The 14975-nt window shown below is 70.8% G+C and carries 11 protein-coding genes; 3 read left to right on the top strand and 8 right to left on the bottom strand.

The genetic code is table 11. The annotated features are described in order from the left end of the window. Nucleotides 1-33: 33 nt before the first annotated feature. Both ABT381_RS05955 and ABT381_RS05950 read right to left on the bottom strand, forming a co-directional pair. Nucleotides 34-1896 (bottom strand): NAD-dependent epimerase/dehydratase family protein, encoded by a 1863-nt coding sequence (locus ABT381_RS05955; RefSeq protein WP_351588322.1) that lies wholly within the window; start codon nucleotides 1894-1896, stop codon nucleotides 34-36. Nucleotides 1897-1978: 82 nt separating this feature from the next. After that, entirely contained in the window at nucleotides 1979-2761 is a 783-nt protein-coding gene (locus tag ABT381_RS05950) for a phytanoyl-CoA dioxygenase family protein (protein ID WP_351588320.1), read from the bottom strand. Nucleotides 2762-3310: 549 nt separating this feature from the next. Between ABT381_RS05950 and ABT381_RS05945 the strand changes: the two genes are divergently transcribed. Both ABT381_RS05945 and ABT381_RS05940 read left to right on the top strand, forming a co-directional pair. After that, a complete protein-coding gene (locus tag ABT381_RS05945; protein ID WP_351588318.1) occupies nucleotides 3311-4024 on the top strand; it encodes a hypothetical protein in 714 nt (237 codons plus the stop codon). A 156-nt stretch (nucleotides 4025-4180) separates the two neighbouring features. Then, entirely contained in the window at nucleotides 4181-8011 is a 3831-nt protein-coding gene (locus ABT381_RS05940; protein ID WP_351588315.1) for a GH92 family glycosyl hydrolase, read from the top strand. 69 nt (nucleotides 8012-8080) lie between these two features. Here the strand turns inward: ABT381_RS05940 and ABT381_RS05935 are convergent, their stop codons facing one another. The 4 genes from ABT381_RS05935 to ABT381_RS05920 all read right to left on the bottom strand — a co-directional run bounded on the left by ABT381_RS05935 (nucleotide 8081) and on the right by ABT381_RS05920 (nucleotide 12687). Further along, nucleotides 8081-8320 carry a hypothetical protein gene (locus ABT381_RS05935; RefSeq protein WP_351588312.1) on the bottom strand — a complete coding sequence of 80 codons (240 nt, stop codon included), beginning with the start codon at nucleotides 8318-8320 and terminating at the stop codon, nucleotides 8081-8083. Nucleotides 8321-8557: 237 nt separating this feature from the next. After that, entirely contained in the window at nucleotides 8558-11293 is a 2736-nt protein-coding gene (acnA, locus tag ABT381_RS05930) for an aconitate hydratase AcnA (protein ID WP_351588309.1), read from the bottom strand. Nucleotides 11294-11467: 174 nt separating this feature from the next. Next, nucleotides 11468-12091, bottom strand: a complete 624-nt coding sequence (locus ABT381_RS05925; RefSeq protein ID WP_351588306.1) for a DUF4865 family protein — start codon at nucleotides 12089-12091, stop codon at nucleotides 11468-11470. Continuing rightward, nucleotides 12091-12687, bottom strand: a complete 597-nt coding sequence (locus tag ABT381_RS05920) for a TetR/AcrR family transcriptional regulator (RefSeq protein WP_351588303.1) — start codon at nucleotides 12685-12687, stop codon at nucleotides 12091-12093. Before ABT381_RS05920 ends, ABT381_RS05925 begins: the two co-directional genes overlap by 1 nt. Nucleotides 12688-12824: 137 nt before the next feature. Here ABT381_RS05920 and ABT381_RS05915 point away from each other — a divergent pair, with 137 nt between their 5' ends. Next, complete coding sequence (locus ABT381_RS05915; RefSeq protein WP_351588300.1) at nucleotides 12825-13280, top strand: carboxymuconolactone decarboxylase family protein; 456 nt, start codon at nucleotides 12825-12827, stop codon at nucleotides 13278-13280. A 21-nt stretch (nucleotides 13281-13301) separates the two neighbouring features. On the opposite strand, the gene ABT381_RS05910 is transcribed toward ABT381_RS05915, so the two are convergent. Next, a complete protein-coding gene (locus tag ABT381_RS05910; RefSeq protein ID WP_351588298.1) occupies nucleotides 13302-13673 on the bottom strand; it encodes a GntR family transcriptional regulator in 372 nt (123 codons plus the stop codon). Continuing rightward, nucleotides 13673-14938, bottom strand: a complete 1266-nt coding sequence (locus tag ABT381_RS05905; RefSeq protein WP_351588296.1) for a DUF1648 domain-containing protein — start codon at nucleotides 14936-14938, stop codon at nucleotides 13673-13675. The genes ABT381_RS05910 and ABT381_RS05905 overlap by 1 nt, the downstream gene beginning before the upstream one ends. Between the last annotated feature and the right edge of the window lie 37 nt (nucleotides 14939-14975).

The raw sequence follows: 14975 nt of genomic DNA, 5'->3' as shown, positions 1-14975 counted from the left end.
CACTCCTTGAAAGGTCAATGAGAGATGGGGTGTTCAGGCCGGGACGTCGTAGTCGCCGTGGATGTCGCAGGCGTACCACTGGGCCAGCGCCCGCGCGCCCTCGAAGACCGAGGCCGAGGGGTGCCAGCCCAGCTCCTTCTCGATCAGCTCCGTCGACATGGTCCAGCGCTCGGCCTCCGGGCCGTCGCTCCACTCCCACGGCGTCCGGCGCGAGACGTCCGCGAGCAGCTCCGCCAGCTCCTCCTCGCCGTACGCCGCCGAGGCCACGTTGAGCACCGCCGCGGCCGGCGGGGCGGCCAGCACGGCGCCGATGGCGTCGGCCATGTCGCGGTAGTCGAGGATCTGGTGCGCCCCCTGCTTGTTCAGGGAGAGCGAGTGGCGCGTCCACGCCAGGTGCACCCACCGGACGGGGGTGCTGTCGGCGGGGGCGTGCGGACCGACGGGGTCGGCGAGGCGCAGCACCTGTACGGCGGTCCCGCTCCGCTCGCCCCACTGGCGGCACCGCTCCTCCTGCCGCCACCACGCCAGCGCGACCGGGTCGCCCGGCGGTTCCGCCGGCGTCCCCTCCGCCACCGTCCGGGCGCCGCTGCCGCGGTAGACCGCGGCGGAACCGGCGTACACGAGGCGCGCCACGCCCGCCTGCTCCGCGGCCGTCAGCACCTCGTCGAGCAGCGCGTCGTCGGCGCCGCCCAGGTGCACGACGTACGGCACACCGGCCAGGTCCCGGGCCTCCGGCGCGCCCGCGAGATGTACGGCCTGGTACCCCACGTCGACGAGCAGGCGGGCGAGTTGGCCGCCGAAGCGGCTCTCGCCCCCGGTGACGACGACGCGGGCGGCATCGGGTCCGGGGCTTGCCGCGCGTATGCCGAGGCGTCCGGCCCGGCGTCCCGCCGCCAGCGCGGCCAGTGCCAGGTCCCGCACCGCGGGGGCCATGGCGAGCAGCTCAGCGGCCGTGTACTCCTCGCACAGGCCGCCGGTGCCCAGCGTTTCCATCACCGCGGCCGCCACCGAAGGCTCCGGCTCCGGCGCGTCGGCGGTGACGACGCCGGTGGCGAACCCGGTCAGCCACACGGCCCGGCTCACCCGCTCGGGGAGACCGGACGGCTCGGCCGCGTCGAAGGCCGCCGTGGCGTTGTCGAGCAGCCCGAGGCGCCGCAGGTACCGCTCGGTCTCCAGGTACTCCCATTCCGTCTCACGGCGGACGGCGCACCGGGCGTCGCCGTACTGGTAGAAGGGCACGACCGGGAAGCGGGGGCAGTCGTACGTCGACGGTTCCGCCGCCTGTCCGGTGAACAGCGTCGCCTGGCGGAACCCGTGGTAGCTGTTGCCGGCGATGCTGGGCACCTCGTCGTGCTGCACGGTGCTGGGCGTCGTGAACCGTACGGGTATCCCCAGGGAGTTCAGGTACTGCTGCACCACGACGTCGTACGGCCAGCCCTCGCCGTGCTCCTCCTGGAAGGCCGCGTAACCCCGGGCCACGTCGGCGGGCAGCATCAGCGCCTGGCACGGCACGTGTTCCTGGAGCGTGTACGCCCACGGGGAGCCGGTCAGCGCGGCGAGGCGCGCCACGGCGCCGTTGCGCGCCTCCCACCCGGCATAAAAGGCGACCGCCTCGTGCGGGACCCGGGCCGCGACGCGTTCGGCGTGCTCGTAGAACCCGTCTGCCAGGAGCACGTCGTCCTGCAGGACCACGTGGTGGGTGGCGTCCGGCGCCACGCATCCCCAGGACACCAGCGCGGTGCGCAGCGCCGTGGGCCGGCCCCCGGGCTCGGGGTCGACGGTCACCCGGATCCGGCCCTTCGCGTCGGCGTCAGCGATGAGCTGGGCTTCCTTCATGCGCTTGGGATGCGCCATCACGGCACCGCTCAACTTCACCGGGTGACTCGTGGGCTCCATGGCATTACCTCACAGGCGTGTTCAGGGCGGTCGGAGGGGGGTTACGGGTGGATCGGTCGCGGGTGGATCAATTGCGAGTCGCTCAGTTGCCCGCGTCCCCGGCGTTCGCGTTGCGCACCTTGCGCACGTTCTCCTCGAGGCCGTGGTCCGCGCCCCGCTCCCGCTCGAACCGGATCATCGAGGCGGGGCGGTAGTTGAGGATGTAGGCGCGGCGGACCTGGTCCGTGGTGTTGCCGCGGGAGTAGTGGAGCGTCTGGCCTCCGTGGGCGATGCCCTCCCCCGGCGACACCGGCACCGCGGTCGCCCCGGGCTCGGTCTCGGAGCAGTCGGTCTCGATGTTCTTGCCGTCGCTGGTCGGGCGGTGCGGGCGCAGCGGCTGCCGGTGCGAGCCCTGGACGTACCACATGCAGCCGCTGTCCAGCACGGCCTCGTCGAGGGCCACCCAGAGGGAGACGGCACGGGTGTCGGGCAGGTCGATCCAGTAGGCCGCGTCCTGGTGCCACGGCGTCGGCACGCCGGTGTGCGGCGCCTTGTGGATCAGCATGTCGAAGTCCAGCTCGGCGTCGTCACCGATGAGTTCGCGGGCGACCTTCAGGGCCCGGTCGTGCAGCGGCAGGTCCAGGAGCGGCTTGTACAGCGCGGAGGGCCACATGATCTGCGTGATGTTCTCCCGCACGCCGTCCCGGCGCGGGACGTGGGAGCCGAGGTCGGAGCGCTTGTCCCCGCTCTCGATCTCGCCGCTCAGGAAGCGGTCGTAGATGTCCCGGTACAGCTCCACCTCGTCCGTGGAGATCAGCGGCCCCGTCGCGGCGAAACCGTCCCGCCGGAACGTCTCCGCCAGGCCGAGATGAGCGCTCACTGTCATTGCAGAACCAACCTTTCCCATGAGTGGCCGCGCGGCATGCCGAGGCCACCTGGGCCAAGGCCCGGGCTGTCGGCAGGCAATACGGCAACGGTGATTTCGCGCGATGGTCCCGATGGTTCAAGGGCGCGACTCGGAAAGCCGGGGCGCCCTGTGGCGGCCCAGCCAGGTCAGGTGTGAATACGGAGTCGGCGACTCCACGTACTCAAGATCGGGAAACCCTGCGGGTCCCGGAACCCCCCACCACTTGATCGCCCCCCGTTCGATATTCGATCCCTGCGGCGCCAGGCAATCTATGGGGAAGCGGTCCCGCGGTCAAGCATTTCCATGAGCGGACCACGCCTTTTACGTGAACCCAACTTGACCTGCATGGATGGAAACTGACGTGACGTCAAGTGGTTCAACCACTATCGCCATTCCCGCACGTAACCGGAACGATTCCGGCACCGCGTACGCGGCCTTTCCGCGCAGAATTTTCTACGGAACGGCCGCACCGCCCACCTCTCGAAGATCTTTTTCGATTTCCCCGCGGCGGCACCGGATTTCGGCCTTATGATCTCCGACGATCTCACCGCCCCGCCGGTGGCCGACCACTGGTGCACACCGCAGAAGGAGCCGACAGTGAATGTCCGCGAGACCGTTTCGGAGCACGGGCTGACGGTGCGCGCCCAGCACCGCCGCAATCCGTACGACTACCTGCTCGGCCCCGGCGAACTCGACCAGCTCCTGCTGGAGCTCGGGCTCCGGCGCGCGGCGAGCATCTGGCGCCAGCACACCACCGCCGCGTCCGCCGCGCCCCGCGGCAGCTATGGCCGGACAGCCATGGGTTTCGTCCTCATGGATCCCACGGCGGGGCCCTGGATACCCAACGAGCGCGCGGTTCTCGGCGTCGTCAGCATCGGCGAGGACGGGCACAGATTCCTGCCCAACGCGGCCGCCAAGGCCGCAGGCCACCGGCGACTGGGGCGCAACTACGGCGAGGCGGTCCTCGTCGACCCGCATCTGTGCGGCAGCGCCGGCTTTCGCTACGGACACTCCGCCGAAGTGCGCGGGCAGATCGTCGGGGCGAGTTCGCAGAGTCCGGACCAGGACCTCTTCGAAGCGGGGCGGCTGGCCCAGGACTTCGTCGGCGCCATCGCCGAGCGGCATCTCGCGTGGGAGGACCGCGTGGGACCGAGCGACTGGCTCGCCGCCGATGACGCGCCCCACCAGGAGTACCGGGACATGGTGAGCTTCTTCGTGCCGCCCGTCGCCGCGAAGCCGTAACCGAAGCGAGCGCGGCGCACGGCCGACAACCAGCGGCGTACGACCGACAACCGCCCCTCGGTCGTCCCGCGCCCTTGACACTCCTGCCCGCTTGCCGCCCTACTGGTCCCTTGCGCGGCCTCGTGACAACGTTGTCCAACTGGAGGAATCTTGCGGATGGGGCACAGATCTCGATACAGACGTCGCCCGGTCACCGCCACGACGATCGGCGCGGTCGCCCTCGCCCTCGCCATGGGCGGCCAGAGCCCGGCGGTCGCCACGCCGGACCGATCTCCGCGCTCCGACCGGGCGTTCAGCTCCTCCTTCGAGGCGAAGGACCCCGCGCCGACCTGGCTCAACACCGTGGAGACCGGTGCCGACGGCAAGAAGAAGGCCGCGGGCGTCAACGGCGCGTTCAGCTCCGGCATCCCCGGCGAGGTGACCGAGCGGGTCACCGACGTCCGGGCGGGCGGCGAGAACGACGGCGGCGGCGAGGTGAAGGAGAACCTCATCGACGGCGATCCGGGCAGCAAGTGGCTGGCCTTCGCGCGCACGAGCTGGGCCGAGTTCGACCTGGACGCGCCCATCGAGGTCACGACGTACGCGCTCACCTCGGCCAATGACCACGCCGAGCGCGACCCCCGGGACTGGACCCTTGAGGGGTCACAGGACGGCAAGGACTGGAAGGTCCTCGACACCCAGCGGGACCAGTCCTTCCCGAAGCGCCATGAGACCAGGACGTACAAGATCGGCGCCCCGGCCGCCTACCGCCACTACCGCCTCGACATCACCGCGAACAACGGCGCCGACGACGCCCTCCAGCTCGCCGACGTCCACCTCGCGGCGGACGGCGGCGACACCCCCGCGCCCAAGGACATGCTCTCCCTCGTCGACCGCGGCCCGAGCGGCTCACCGACCGCCAAGGCCCGCGCCGGATTCACCGGGACGCGCGCCCTGCGCTACGCCGGGACGCATACGGCCGACGGCCGCGGATACTCGTACAACAAGGTCTTCGACGTGAACGTCGCCGTCGACCGGGACACCGAGCTCTCCTACCGCGTCTTCCCGTCGATGGCCGACGGCGACCGCGACTACGACGCCACGAACGTCGCCGTCGACCTGGCCTTCAGCGACGGCACCTATCTGAGCGACCTCAAGGCCGTTGACCAGCACGGTTTCCCGCTCGATCCGCGGGGTCAGGGCGCCTCGAAGTCCCTCTACGTCAATCAGTGGAACCACATCGCCTCGCGGATCGGGCAGGTCGCGAACGGCCGGACCGTCGACCGGATCCTGGTCGCCTACGACTCCCCGAAGGGCCCGGCGAAGTTCCGCGGCTGGCTGGACGATGTGAAGCTGGCCCCCAAGGCGCCCGAGAAGCGGCTCGCGCACCTCGCCGACTACGCCTCGACCACCCGCGGCACGAATTCCAGCGGCAGCTTCTCGCGCGGCAACACCTTCCCCGCGACCGCCGTCCCCAACGGCTTCAACTTCTGGACCCCGGTCACCAACGCCGGCTCCCAGGACTGGCTCTACGAATACGCGCGCAAGAACAACGCCGACAACCTCCCCACACTCCAGGCCTTCGCCGCCAGCCACGAGCCCAGCCCCTGGATGGGCGACCGGCAGACCTTCCAGGTGATGCCGTCCGCGGCCGCCGGCACCCCCGACGCCTCCCGCACCGCCCGCGCGCTCCCCTTCCACCACTCCCGCGAGACGGCGAAGCCGCACTATTACGGCGTCACCTTCGACAACGGGCTGAAGACCGAGATCGCTCCCACCGACCACGCCGCGCTGATGAAGTTCACCTTTCCGGGTGATAACGCGAGCTTGATCTTCGACAACGTCAACAACAAGGGCGGCCTCACGCTCGACACCGAGAACGGCGTGGTCACCGGCTTCTCCGACGTCAAGAGCGGGTCGTCCACGGGGGCCACGCGGCTCTTCGTGTACGCCACCTTCGACGCGCCGGTCACCGCCGGCGGCAAGCTCTCCGGAGGCGGCGGCCCCGACGTCACCGGCTACCTCCGCTTCAAGCCGGGCACCGACCGCACGGTCACGATGCGCATCGCCACGTCCCTGATCAGCGTCGACCAGGCGAAGGCGAATCTCGGCCAGGAGGTCCCGGAGAGCGCGTCGTTGACTTCCCTGACGGACAAGGCCCGGTCCGCCTGGGACGGCATCCTCGGCCGCATCGAGGTCGAGGGCGCGAGCCGCGACCAGCTCACCACCCTCTACTCCAGCCTCTACCGGCTCTACCTCTACCCCAACTCCGGCTCCGAGGAGGTGAGCGGCAAGGCCCGCTACGCCAGCCCCTTCTCCCCCGCGACCGGCCCGGACACCCCGACCCACACCGGATCGAAGATCGTCGACGGCCAGGTGCACGTCAACAACGGCTTCTGGGACACCTACCGGACCACCTGGCCCGCGTACTCCTTCCTCACCCCGAAGCTGGCCGGGCAGCTGGCCGACGGCTTCGTCCAGCAGTACAAGGACGGCGGCTGGATCTCCCGCTGGTCCTCGCCCGGCTACGCCGACCTGATGACCGGCACCAGCTCCGACGTGGCGTTCGCCGACGCGTACGCCAAGGGGGTGCACTTCGACGCCGACGCGGCGTACGAGGCGGCGCTGAAGAACGCCACGGTCGCGCCGCCCAGCCCCGGCGTCGGCCGCAAGGGCATGAACACCTCGCCGTTCCTCGGCTACACCTCCACCAAGACCCGCGAGGGCATGTCCTGGGCACTGGAGGGCTACCTCAACGACTTCGGCATCGCCCGGATGGGCCAGGCGCTCTACAAGAAGACCCACAAGAAGCGCTACAAGGAGGAGTCGGCCTACTTCCTGAACCGCGCCCAGGACTACGTCAAGCTCTTCGACGACAAGGTCGGCTTCTTCCAGGGCAAGGACGAGAAGGGCGACTGGCGGCTGACGCCGGACAAGTACGACCCGCGCGTCTGGGGCAACGACTACACCGAGACCAACGGCTGGACCTTCGCCTTCACCGCGCCGCAGGACCTCAAGGGCCTCGCCAACCTCTACGGCGGCCGCGCGGGCCTGGCGAAGAAGCTCGACACGTACTTCGCCACGCCCGAGACCGGCACCCAGGAGTTCGCGGGCAGCTACGGCGGCGTGATCCACGAGATGACCGAGGCCCGCGACACCCGCATGGGCATGTACGGCCACAGCAACCAGCCGTCGCACCACATCGCGTACGCCTACGACGCGGCCGGGCAGCCCTGGAAGACCCAGGAGAAGGTCCGCGAGGTGCTCTCCCGGCTCTACCTCGGCAGCGAGATCGGCCAGGGCTACCCGGGCGACGAGGACAACGGCGAGATGTCCGCCTGGTACGTCTTCAGCGCCCTCGGCTTCTATCCGCTGGTGATGGGACAGCCGGAGTACGCCATCGGCTCCCCGCTCTTCACGAAGGCCACCGTCCACCTGGAGAACGGCCGCGACCTGGTCATCAAGGCCCCGAAGAACAGCGCCCGGAACGTCTACGTGCAGGGCGTGCGGGTCAACGGCAAGCCCTGGACCTCCACGGCGCTCCCGCACTCCGTACTCGCCCGCGGCGGCACCCTGGACTTCGCCATGGGCCCGGAGCCGTCCCGCTGGGGCACCGGCGCGCACGCCGCGCCCACCTCGATCACCCAGGACGACAAGGTCCCGTCCCCGGCCGGTGACGTGACCGCGCCGGACGGCTCGGCGCTCTTCGACAACACCTCGGACACCTCGGCGTCCTTCGAAACGGCGGCCGCCGACCTCACGAAGGCGTCCCGCGTCACCTCGTACACGCTGACCTCTTCGGCCAAGGCGGACGCACCCGCCGGCTGGACTCTGGAAGGCTCCCCCGACGGCCGCAAGTGGACCACCGTGGACCGCCGCTCCGCCGAGTCCTTCACGTGGGGCAAGCAGACCCGCGTCTTCTCGGTCGACCGGCCGGGCACGTACCGGCACTACCGCCTGGTCCCGGCCGCCAGGGCCACCCTCGCCGAGATCGAACTGATCTCCTGACCCCGCCCGCACGCCAGGGCCGCACCGTCCGCGAACGGAGGGTGCGGCCCTGTACGGCTGCCGGACGGCTCAGAGGAGGATGCCGAGGAGGCCGCTGAGCAGGCCGCCGTGGCCCCACCAGTGGTGGCCCCAGCCCCAGTCGTCGTCATCGTCCCAGCGGTGGTGGCTGTGCTTGCACTTGCAGTCGTGGTGCTGCCACGACGCGACCGTCGGCGCCTTCGGGGCGGCCTGGGCCACTCCCGACACCGGGAGCACGACCGCCGTCGCGAGCACGGCGGCCGCGACGGACCGGCCGATGAACCTGCGCATGTGATTCTCCTGTCAGCAGGAAATAAGGACGGCGTAAGACCTACCGCGCCTCGCCGCCTTCTCACCGAGTCCGCCCCGACACCACTCCCCCGGCCTCGTGATGTCCCCGAGCGGCCCCGCACACCCGCCCCGCCGGGCGCTTCCGTGGTACAAGCCGGACATGCGGGAAGGGCCGCACCCCGAGGGGTGCGGCCCTTCCTGCCGCTGCCGGTCCCGCTCACTCGCGGACCGGGCTGCTTACTTCCGGATCAGGCTGCGCAGCACGTACTGCATGATGCCGCCGTTGCGGTAGTAGTCGGCCTCGCCGGGGGTGTCGATGCGGACCTTGGCGTCGAACTCCACACTGTCACCATCAGCGGCTTCGCCGCGGGCGGCCTTGACCTTCACGGTCTCCGGGATGCCGCCGTCGTTCAGGGCGGTGATGCCGGTGATGGAGAAGGTCTCCTCGCCGGTCAGGCCCAGCGACTGGGCGGAGGCGCCCTCGGGGAACTGCAGGGGCAGGACGCCCATGCCGATCAGGTTCGAGCGGTGGATGCGCTCGTAGGACTCGGCGATGACGGCCTTGACGCCGAGCAGCGCGGTGCCCTTGGCGGCCCAGTCGCGGGAGGAGCCGGAGCCGTACTCCTTGCCGGCCAGGATGACCAGCGGGATGCCGGCGGCCTGGTAGTTCTGCGACGCGTCGTAGATGAAGGAGACCGGGCCGTCGGCCTGGGTGAAGTCGCGGGTGAAGCCGCCCTCGGTGCCCGGCGCGATCTGGTTGCGCAGGCGGATGTTGGCGAAGGTGCCGCGGATCATGACCTCGTGGTTACCACGGCGGGAGCCGTAGGAGTTGAAGTCGCGACGCTCGACGCCGTGCTCGGTGAGGTACTTGCCGGCCGGGGTGTCGGCCTTGATCGCACCGGCCGGGGAGATGTGGTCGGTGGTGACCGAGTCGCCCAGCTTGGCCAGGACGCGGGCGTCCGCGATGTCCTCGACCGGGGTGGTCTCCATCGTCATGCCCTCGAAGTACGGGGGCTTGCGGACGTAGGTGGACTCGCTGTCCCACTCGAAGGTGTTGCCGGTCGGGACCGGCAGCGCCTGCCACTGGGCGTCACCCGCGAAGACGTCCTGGTAGGACTTGTTGAACATGTCCTCGCCGATGGCGTTGGCCACGACGTCGTTGACCTCGGCCTCGGTGGGCCAGATGTCCTTGAGGAACACCGGGTTGCCCTCGGTGTCGTTGCCGATGGCCTCCTCGGTGATGTTCACCTTCATGGAGCCGGCGATGGCGTACGCGACGACCAGCGGCGGGGACGCCAGGTAGTTCATCTTGACGTCGGGGTTGATCCGGCCCTCGAAGTTGCGGTTGCCGGAGAGCACCGAGGTGACGGCGAGGTCGGCCTCGTTGATCGCCTTCGAGATCTCCTCGTCCAGCGGACCGGAGTTGCCGATGCAGGTGGTGCAGCCGTAGCCGACCAGGTTGAAGCCCAGCTTGTCCAGGTACGGGGTCAGGCCGGCCTTGTCGAAGTAGTCGGTGACGACCTTCGAGCCCGGGGCCAGGGTGGTCTTGACCCACGGCTTGCGGGTCAGGCCCTTCTCGACCGCCTTCTTGGCCACGAGCGCGGCGGCGACCATGACGTAGGGGTTCGAGGTGTTGGTGCAGGAGGTGATCGCGGCGACGGTGACGGCGCCGTGGTCGATCTCGAACGTCGAGCCGTCCGCTGCGGTGACCAGGGTCGGCTTGGTCGGCACGCCGTTGGAGGTGGCCGGCGCGTCGGAGGCCGGGAAGGACTCCTTGCCCGCCTCCTCGTCGTCCGAGACGTAGTTGCGCACGTCGGTGGCGAACTGCTCGGCGGCGTTGGCCAGCACGATGCGGTCCTGCGGGCGCTTCGGGCCCGCGATCGACGGGACGACCGTCGACAGGTCCAGCTCCAGCTTCTCGGAGAAGTCCGGCTCGGCGGCCGGGTCCAGCCAGAGGCCCTGCTCCTTGGCGTACGCCTCGACCAGCGCGACCTGCTGCTCGGAGCGGCCGGTGAGCTTGAGGTAGTTCAGCGTCTCGTCGTCGATCGGGAAGATCGCGGCGGTGGAGCCGAACTCCGGCGACATGTTGCCGATGGTGGCGCGGTTGGCGAGCGAGGTGGCGGCGACGCCCTCGCCGTAGAACTCCACGAACTTGCCGACGACACCGTGCTTGCGCAGCATCTCGGTGATGGTCAGCACCAGGTCGGTGGCGGTGGTGCCGGGGGTGAGCTCGCCGGTCAGCTTGAAGCCGACCACGCGCGGGATCAGCATGGAGACCGGCTGGCCGAGCATCGCGGCCTCGGCCTCGATGCCGCCGACGCCCCAGCCCAGGACGCCCAGGCCGTTGACCATCGTGGTGTGCGAGTCGGTGCCGACCAGGGTGTCGGGGTACGCCTGGCCGTTACGGATCATGACCGTACGGGCCAGGTGCTCGATGTTCACCTGGTGGACGATGCCGGTGCCGGGCGGGACGACCTTGAACTCGTCGAAGGCGGTCTGGCCCCAGCGCAGGAACTGGTAGCGCTCCTTGTTGCGGCCGTACTCCAGCTCGACGTTCTGCGCGAACGCCTCGTTGGTGCCGAACTTGTCGGCGATGACGGAGTGGTCGATGACCAGCTCGGCCGGGGCCAGCGGGTTGATCTTGTCGGCGTCGCCGCCGAGCTCCTTGACGGCCTCACGCATGGTGGCGAGGTCCACGACGCAGGGCACGCCGGTGAAGTCCTGCATGATCACGCGGGCCGGCGTGAACTGGATCTCCTGGTTGGGCTGGGCCTGCGAGTCCCAGTTGCCCAGCGCCCGGATGTGGTCGGCGGTGATGTTCGCGCCGTCCTCGGTGCGGAGCAGGTTCTCCAGCAGCACCTTCAGGCTGTACGGGAGGCGGGCGGAGCCCTCCACCTTGTCCAGCCGGAAGATCTCGTACGACTCGTCGCCCACCTGCAGGGTGCTGCGGGCGTCGAAGCTGTTCGCCGACACGACAGTCTCCTTCATGCATGAATTCGCGCGTACCACCACGATCCTGCCGTCACCGGCCCCAGCCGATCAGCTAAGGTAAGACTTAGTTAGGGGAGCCTTACTAGCGCGGCAGCGGTACGCCTCTCGGCAGATATCTCGATGTCGAGATAACTCTAGTACATCGCCGCCGCGCGGTCATGCTCCGCCCTGCCGCATGCCGTCCTGCAGCTCGGTGAGGTGCGGGGCCGACAGGTGGAGGACCTCGTAGCGTTCGGTGGCGTCCTCGTTGTCGGGGACGGTGTCCGTCCAGAGGACGAAGCGCATCAGGTGCCAGTGGTGCGGGTCGACGGCGAGTGCCGCCGTGTGGACGTCGGCGCGGCGGGCCAGGGTCCGCAGGGCTTCGGTTTCCCGCTCGATGAGGCGGGAGAGACCGAGGCCCGTGCGGTCCGGGTCGGGGTCGGGCGGGAGGGCGGTCAGGCGGCGGGAGGCGGCGCGCGGGGGTGTCTCGCGGGCCGGTCCCGCCAGGGTGGCCACGCCGGTCCAGTGCCGTACGGCCGGGCGGCCGAAGTCGCGGATGATCCCCTGGAAGCCGCCCCCGCCGAGGAGGAAGTGGCCCATCGCGTCGACGTCCTGCCAGAGGTAGAAGGGCGCGTACTGGTTGACCGGCGAGCCGTCGGCGCCGCGCTCGCGGATGAGGTACGCCTTCAGGGCCAGCCCGGCGCGGTCGTCGAGCAGATGCCCGTAGTCGGCCACCCGCTTTCGGATGACGCCCATGTCGTAGTCCGCGGGCAGGGTGATCTCGTACTGCGCGGCGTACATCAGCGGCTCCCGGTGGCGTGCGCGGCCAGCAGGGTGAGCACGCCCGTGACGGCCTGGTCGAAGGCGTCCGGCGTACCGGCGGCGCGGGCGAGGACGTAACCGCCCTGGACCACCGCGACCACGGTCGCGGCCGTGGCGGCCGGGTCCAGCTCGGCATTCAGCTCGCCGCCCTCCTGGCCCTCCGCCAGCACCTCCGCGATCCGGCCGCGCAGCCAGTCGAACGTCTCGTCGACCGGCGCGCGCAGCGCCGGGTCGGCCATCACGTCCGGGTCCTGGGTGAGCCGCCCGACCGGGCAGCCCTTGAGGACGTCGCGTTCGCGGCGCAGGTAGGCGCCGATCCGGTCCGGTGCCGTACCGGGTTCGGCAAGCAGCCGCGCCACCTCGGCCCGCATCTCCTCGGCGGTGCGCCGGATGGCGGCCAGCGCGAGGTCCGGCTTGCCGGTGAAGTGGTGGTACATGCTGCCCTGGCCGGCGTTCGCGCGCTGCAGGATCGCCTTGGGGCTGGTGCCGACGTAGCCGCGCTCCCACAGCAGCTCGCGGGTGCTTTCGATGAGGCGTTCCGAGGTGCCGGCCGACGGGCCGTTCGCAGTGCTCATGGGGAGAGGATACATACCAGTAGGTACAGAGGGGTGCGGAAAATTTTCCGCGGACGCCTCGGCCGGCATGTCACATCTCGCGGGCCGCTCCCGTCGTAGGGGTGAAGCACGGAAATCCGATCACGAGGAGAGCGATCATGCAGGCACGGATGCAGAACCCCGCGACCATCTTTCCCGAGGCCACCGCGGCCGTGCAGCAGCTCCTGAAGGCGGCGGGGTCGGGCGGTGTACCGCAGACGACGCTGGAGCTGGTGCACCTGCGCGCGAGCCAGATCAACGGCTGCGGTTACTGCGTGGTGGGCGGCGCGCTCAACGCGAAGAAGGCGGGCGAGACCGACGAGCGGCTCTTCGCGGTGGCGGCCTGGCGCGACGCGCCGTTCTTCACGGAGTCCGAACGCGCCGCGCTGGCCCTCGCCGAGGCCGCGACCCGGCTCGCCGATCAGCCGGACCCGGTGCCGGACGAGATCTGGAACGCGGCGGCCGAGCACTTCGACGAGAAGCAGCTTGCGTCGATCGTCCTCATGGTCGGCCTGACCAACCTCTTCAACCGGATCAATGTGACGACCCGGCAGGTGGCGGGGCCGACCTGGTAGCCGAGCCGACCTGATGGGCGGTCAGCCCGTACCGATCCGGCCGCCCAGGCCCGTACGGACCAGGGAGACGATCTCCTCGTCCGTGAGGCCGAGGGCGCGGGCCTGTTCGATCAGGCCGGCGGCGGCGTCGGTGAGGCGGGCGCGGGCGGGGGACGCGGCGCCGGTGACCACCGCGCCGCGGCCGCGCCGCAGTTCGATCAGGCCCTCCTCCTTGAGGCGCTGGTAGCCGCGGAGGACGGTGTGGACGTTGACGCCGAGGGAGACGGCGAGGGCGCGGGCGGCGGGGAGGCGTTCCCCCGCGCCCACGGAGCCGTCGGCGATGGCGCCGCGCACGGAGGCGGCGACCTGATCGCCGAGCGGCACGGAGGACGCCGGGTCGATGCGGACGAGCATCAGGCCGCGCCTCCCGGACCGCCGGCGCTGCCGTTCGCAGGACCGTCGGCGCTACTCCCCGTACCACCGTCCCCGCTGCCCTCCGCGGCGTCCGAGCGGTCGACGAGGGTGTTCAGGAGCGCCGCCGCGGTGGCCGCGTCGCCGACCGTCACCACGAACTCCTTTCCGCTCGCCAGGCGCAGCGACAGCGCCTCGCCGGAGCGGAGCACGAAACCGCTGCGGCCGGGCCGCATCCGGTAGCCCCAGCCGCCGAAGTCGCGCAGCGGGACGATCTTCCGGCTGTCGGCCTCCCGTATGCGGGCCAGGGGGATGCGCATACGGGGGTACGGGAGGAGCGGCGGGGTCACCGTCAGGCCATGCCGGTCGGCGGTCACCCGCAGCCCGGCGAGCGCGAGGATCAGCAGCCCGCCGAAGAGCAGGACCGGCGTCGCGCTCCACCCGCTGCCCGGGCCCGCGGTCAGGCCCGCGATCAGGCCCGCGAGGAGCAGCACGCCGCCCAGGACGTACATGACGGGCGAGGAGACGGTCCGGGACCAGCCGGCGACCTCGGAGCCGGCGAGGGGCAGCCGGGGCGCACCGCCGCGCACCCCGCCGTCCGGCGGCGGCACATCCTTCCCCGCCAGCAGCCGGCCGAGCAGGCCGGCCACCACGCCCACGCCGAGGGCCACGGCGACCTGCCAGAGCGGGAGCCGGGCGGCGGAGTGGCCGCCGGCCGCCGCGTTGGCGTACAGCGTCCGTACGAAGAGGTACCCGAGCAGGCCCGCGAGCCCGTAGCCGACGGCGATGAAGGAACCGGCCGTGCGGAGGCGGGCCATGGCCGGTACGCCGTCCGCACGACCCGTGTCCGCCGGACGCCGCGCGGTCCCGGTACGCCGTCCGGCCGTCGGCCCGAGGACGAGGAGCCCGAAAACGGCGCCGAACACGAGGAGGGTGCCGAGCGAGACGGCGAGGAAGCCGCCGGCGGTCGTGAAGCCGTCGGCGCGCCCGTCGGCGCGGAAGTGCGTGGCCAGCGTGTCGGGCAGCCGCCCGGCGAGCGTGCTGTACGCCGTTACGACGACGGCGGCGGCCACCGGGAAGGGTGCGATCGCGACGATCATCCGGCGCACGCCCGGCCCCTTGCCCGCGTCCGCCGTGCCGCCGCCGTGTCCTGCGGTAATGCCCCAGCGACCGGCCATGTCCGGCACCGCCTCCCCTGTGTCCGCCGCCTCGGCAGCGGTCGCCTCGCTGCCGCCGTACGGCCTATTGTTCGCATAGTAGTAGAACAAGCGACAGTTGAACATCCATCTCATATCTGAGATACCG

The sequence above is a fragment of the Streptomyces sp. NPDC000151 genome, assembly GCF_040301705.1.
Lineage (GTDB): Bacteria > Actinomycetota > Actinomycetes > Streptomycetales > Streptomycetaceae > Streptomyces.
This window is presented reverse-complemented; position numbering and strand designations above follow the sequence as displayed.

Excerpts from the sequence above, each read along its gene's own strand:
- ABT381_RS05955 (WP_351588322.1), bottom strand. The coding sequence starts at position 1,896 with ATGGAGCCCACGAGTCACCCGGTGAAGTTGAGCGGTGCCGTGATGGCG.
- ABT381_RS05925 (WP_351588306.1), bottom strand. The coding sequence starts at position 12,091 with ATGTACGCCGCGCAGTACGAGATCACCCTGCCCGCGGACTACGACATG.
- ABT381_RS05920 (WP_351588303.1), bottom strand. The coding sequence starts at position 12,687 with ATGAGCACTGCGAACGGCCCGTCGGCCGGCACCTCGGAACGCCTCATC.
- ABT381_RS05950 (WP_351588320.1), bottom strand. The coding sequence starts at position 2,761 with ATGACAGTGAGCGCTCATCTCGGCCTGGCGGAGACGTTCCGGCGGGAC.
- ABT381_RS05940 (WP_351588315.1), top strand. The coding sequence starts at position 4,181 with ATGGGGCACAGATCTCGATACAGACGTCGCCCGGTCACCGCCACGACG.
- ABT381_RS05910 (WP_351588298.1), bottom strand. The coding sequence starts at position 13,673 with ATGCTCGTCCGCATCGACCCGGCGTCCTCCGTGCCGCTCGGCGATCAG.
- ABT381_RS05935 (WP_351588312.1), bottom strand. The coding sequence starts at position 8,320 with ATGCGCAGGTTCATCGGCCGGTCCGTCGCGGCCGCCGTGCTCGCGACG.
- ABT381_RS05915 (WP_351588300.1), top strand. The coding sequence starts at position 12,825 with ATGCAGGCACGGATGCAGAACCCCGCGACCATCTTTCCCGAGGCCACC.
- ABT381_RS05945 (WP_351588318.1), top strand. The coding sequence starts at position 3,311 with ATGATCTCCGACGATCTCACCGCCCCGCCGGTGGCCGACCACTGGTGC.